3 protein-coding genes are annotated in these 3,609 nt (G+C 42.8%); 1 reads left to right on the top strand and 2 read right to left on the bottom strand.

Translation table 11 applies throughout. The features are described 5' to 3' along the window. Positions 1–312, top strand: a 312-nt coding sequence (locus tag QZY09_RS06350; protein WP_295669730.1) for a M13-type metalloendopeptidase, incomplete at its 5' end; no start/stop codon positions are given. Between the two features lie 116 nt (positions 313–428). Here QZY09_RS06350 and QZY09_RS06345 read toward each other — a convergent pair. Together QZY09_RS06345 and ettA are read right to left on the bottom strand one after the other, a co-directional pair. Next, positions 429–1,382 carry a DUF4240 domain-containing protein gene (locus QZY09_RS06345; protein WP_295669728.1) on the bottom strand — a complete coding sequence of 318 codons (954 nt, stop codon included), beginning with the start codon at positions 1,380–1,382 and terminating at the stop codon, positions 429–431. A 2-nt stretch (positions 1,383–1,384) separates the two neighbouring features. Further along, complete coding sequence (gene ettA / locus QZY09_RS06340; RefSeq protein ID WP_295669726.1) at positions 1,385–3,067, bottom strand: energy-dependent translational throttle protein EttA; 1,683 nt, start codon at positions 3,065–3,067, stop codon at positions 1,385–1,387. Positions 3,068–3,609: the final 542 nt, after the last annotated feature.

The raw sequence follows: 3,609 nt of genomic DNA, 5'->3' as shown, positions 1-3,609 counted from the left end.
GAAAACCTGGCCGATAACGGCGGTATGGCCATTGCCTATGAAGCCTTTAAAAGAACTGAACAAGGCAAAGGTGACACCAAAATTGACGGCTTTACACCAGATCAGCGATTCTTTTTGTCGCTTGCACAATTATGGCGAATGAAGATCAGCGATGAGGCCAAACGCTTAAATATCAATACCAACCCGCATTCGCCTGCCATGTACCGTACCAACGGGCCAATGTCCAATATGCCATCGTTTTATAAAGCATTTAATGTAAAGGCGGGTGACAAAATGTACCGGCCTGATAGTTTGAGGGTGAAGGTTTGGTAGGGGTGTTAATTTGAAAATGCGGGAATTTGAAAATTTGAAAATGATATGTAAGGGCAAACAGATTTACGAAGTTTTTGAAACTTCGTAAATCTTATTCTAAACCACCGCTTATTGGATCACGTCCAACCGTGTGTGTTAGCGTATGTCTCATAAGAAATTCCTGTGTCATAAACGATCTCCCTACCTGTTTTTAATTCATAGGCGATTGCCGACAAAGATAGCAAGGCTTCAAACTCAACATCCTTAACCATCTCAGTAGGTCGTTCTTTTATTTTTTCATATAATGCCTTTCCATTGGCAACAGCAGCACAGCGCGCATACAAAAATGAATCCACCGACATATATTGTTCTTTTTCATCATACGAATATTCACCTATGTTTTTTGCGTGTTCCTTCGTATCGATTTGAAACAGCTTATTAGCCAATGTTTCTTCAAAACTCTTTATTTCTGATGGCTTTAATTTGGATAACGCTTTTACAGCCGGTTCCAAAACTTTATCGTCGTTACCTTGCATGTTCCAATCCAGCAGCGAAATAATATCCCAAAACCTAGCATCATCAAGCATCCTTTTAGGTTTATTAACATGAAGCGATTTCATTAATTCCTCATGCTCTTTCCTCGAGATTTCAATTTCTTTCACGAAATTGAAATTGTCATATTTATATCTCCACTCAATTAAAATTTCATAACCAATATCTTGAGGTATCTTCCCACAAGAAGGAAAACCTCCATCAATCCCATTACCAATTTCTATTTTAAAATTGCTTTCTTCACAGGATATAGGAATGTTGCCAACATATTTAAGCTGTTTGGGAAACTTGCCACAATAAATATTAATTATGTTTTTCCCTTTGGGATAAATATATTCTGTAATGAGTATCTCTGTAAGTCGCGGATCACTTATTATTGGCGGTTTTTCACCAATATAGGCTGTCACACCTATTAAATGAAAAGTGTATGGAGAAAAATCGAACTTACCACCGGTTTTCAAGACCCTTACAGCTCCAAAACGACCGTCCCTTAATATAGTATGGTGAATGTCTCCTTCTTGAATTGCGGTAGAACTCATAATTACACCGTCAACTTCTTATACTTTATCCTCTTCGGCGCGATATCCCCTAAACGCTTTTTGCGGTTTTCTTCGTAATCCGAATAATTGCCTTCGAAAAAATAAACCTGGCTGTTGCCTTCAAAGGCCAGGATGTGCGTACAAATCCTGTCTAAAAACCAGCGGTCGTGGCTGATGACTACGGCGCAGCCGCCAAAGTTTTCCAATGCCTCTTCCAGGGCGCGGAGGGTATTTACGTCGATATCATTGGTGGGCTCATCCAGCAGCAGTACGTTTGAGCCTTTTTTAAGAGTGATGGATAAATGCACCCGGTTACGTTCGCCACCTGACAAAACCCCTACCTTTTTTTGCTGGTCGGCGCCATTAAAGTTGAATTTTGAAACGTAGGCCCTTGAATTGATCGGCTTGTTGCCTACCAAAATTGTTTCCAGGCCGCCGGTAACGTTTTCCCAAACAGATTTTGTGGGATCCAAATCATCGTGCATCTGGTCTACATAACCCAAATGAACGGTTTCGCCAACGCGGAAAGTTCCGGCATCGGGCTGATCCTGGCCTGTTATCAGGCGGAACAGCGTGGTTTTACCCGCGCCGTTGGGGCCGATGATGCCAACGATCCCTGCCGGCGGCAGCGAAAAGTTGAGGTTATCAAACAAAAGCTTTTCGCCGTAGGATTTGCTCACGCCATTGGCTTCAATCACTATATTACCCAAACGCGGACCGGGCGGGATAAACAACTCCAGTTTTTCTTCCCTATCTTTCGTTTCCTCCGACGCTAATTTATCATAATTTGATAAACGCGCCTTGGATTTGGTATGCCGGCCTTTCGGGCCCATGCGCACCCATTCCAGCTCGCGCTCCAAAGCTTTCTGACGTTTGCTTTCGGTCTTGTCTTCCTGGGCCAAACGCCTGGCTTTCTGATCAAGCCATGAGGAATAATTTCCCTTCCATGGGATCCCTTCTCCCCTGTCCAGTTCCAGGATCCACCCCGCTACATTATCCAAAAAGTAACGATCGTGGGTTACGGCGATGACGGTACCTTTATATTGTTTTAAATGCTGCTCCAACCAGTCTATTGATTCAGCATCCAGGTGATTGGTGGGCTCATCCAGTAATAATACATCCGGTTCCTGAAGTAACAGGCGGCACAGGGCCACGCGGCGGCGTTCACCGCCCGAAAGTACCGATATTTTGGTATCCGGATCGGGGCAGCGCAGGGCATCCATGGCACGTTCCAGCTTTACATCCAGTTCCCATGCATTTACGGCGTCAATCTGATCCTGCAATTCGCCCTGGCGGTTCATCAGCTTATCCATTTTGTCGGCATCGCTGTAATATTCCTCCAGACCGAATTTTTCGTTGATCTCCTCGTACTCTTTTAATAAGGCCGTGGTTTCGGCAACGCCTTCTTCCACCACCTCTTTTACCGTTTTGTTGGGATCTAGTTCCGGTTCCTGGCTCAGGTAACCAACAGTATATCCCGGCGAAAAAACAACTTCGCCTATATTGGTTTTATCAATTCCAGCGATGATTTTTAACAGCGACGACTTACCGGAACCGTTTAAACCGATAACACCGATCTTAGCCCCGTAAAAAAAGGATAGGTATATATTTTTTAAAACTGTTTTTTGCGGCGGGTAGACTTTGCTAACGCCAGCCATTGAAAAAATTATTTTTTCGTCTGCCATGGGTATAATTAGTGAATTGTTGAATTAGCGAATTAGTGATTGATTTCGAATCGTGGGGCTAAATTAGGGAATAGTTGATTAAGTTGATTGATGCCATACGTTAATTTGTTATTTGACCGTTGTGGTTGTTGCGACCAATAAAAGCCGGATGCTTGAGTAAATGTAACCAATCTGTAGGGGCGATCCCCTGTGGTCGCCCTTTTGACCAACCTAATTACCCCCGACTACCAGCATCCCGTTTAATTGGGGCTTATGGGTTTGATTGATAGCGATCTGTTCAGGCAGCCACAAGGGCGGCCCCTGCAAGCGCAACACTTTTCTGCTTCAGGATAATTATAACCTATTTTAACCGTTTAATACCTAATCAACCCAATCAACTTAATCAACAAATACAAAAACTTGTAACATCCACTAATGCCGTAATGTCATATAATTGACTAATTTGTCCGTTATTGTCACCTTCAGGCTTTTCAATACGTACCTATAATTAAACTATTTACATAAAATTCTATCAAATAGCTATTAATCGTTGATTATTTTAT

Origin of the sequence: uncultured Mucilaginibacter sp. (assembly GCF_903913935.1) — a bacterium.
Classification (GTDB): Bacteria; Bacteroidota; Bacteroidia; order Sphingobacteriales; family Sphingobacteriaceae; genus Mucilaginibacter.
Note: the sequence above shows the minus strand (reverse complement) of the source record. Positions and strands in the feature narration are given on the sequence as shown.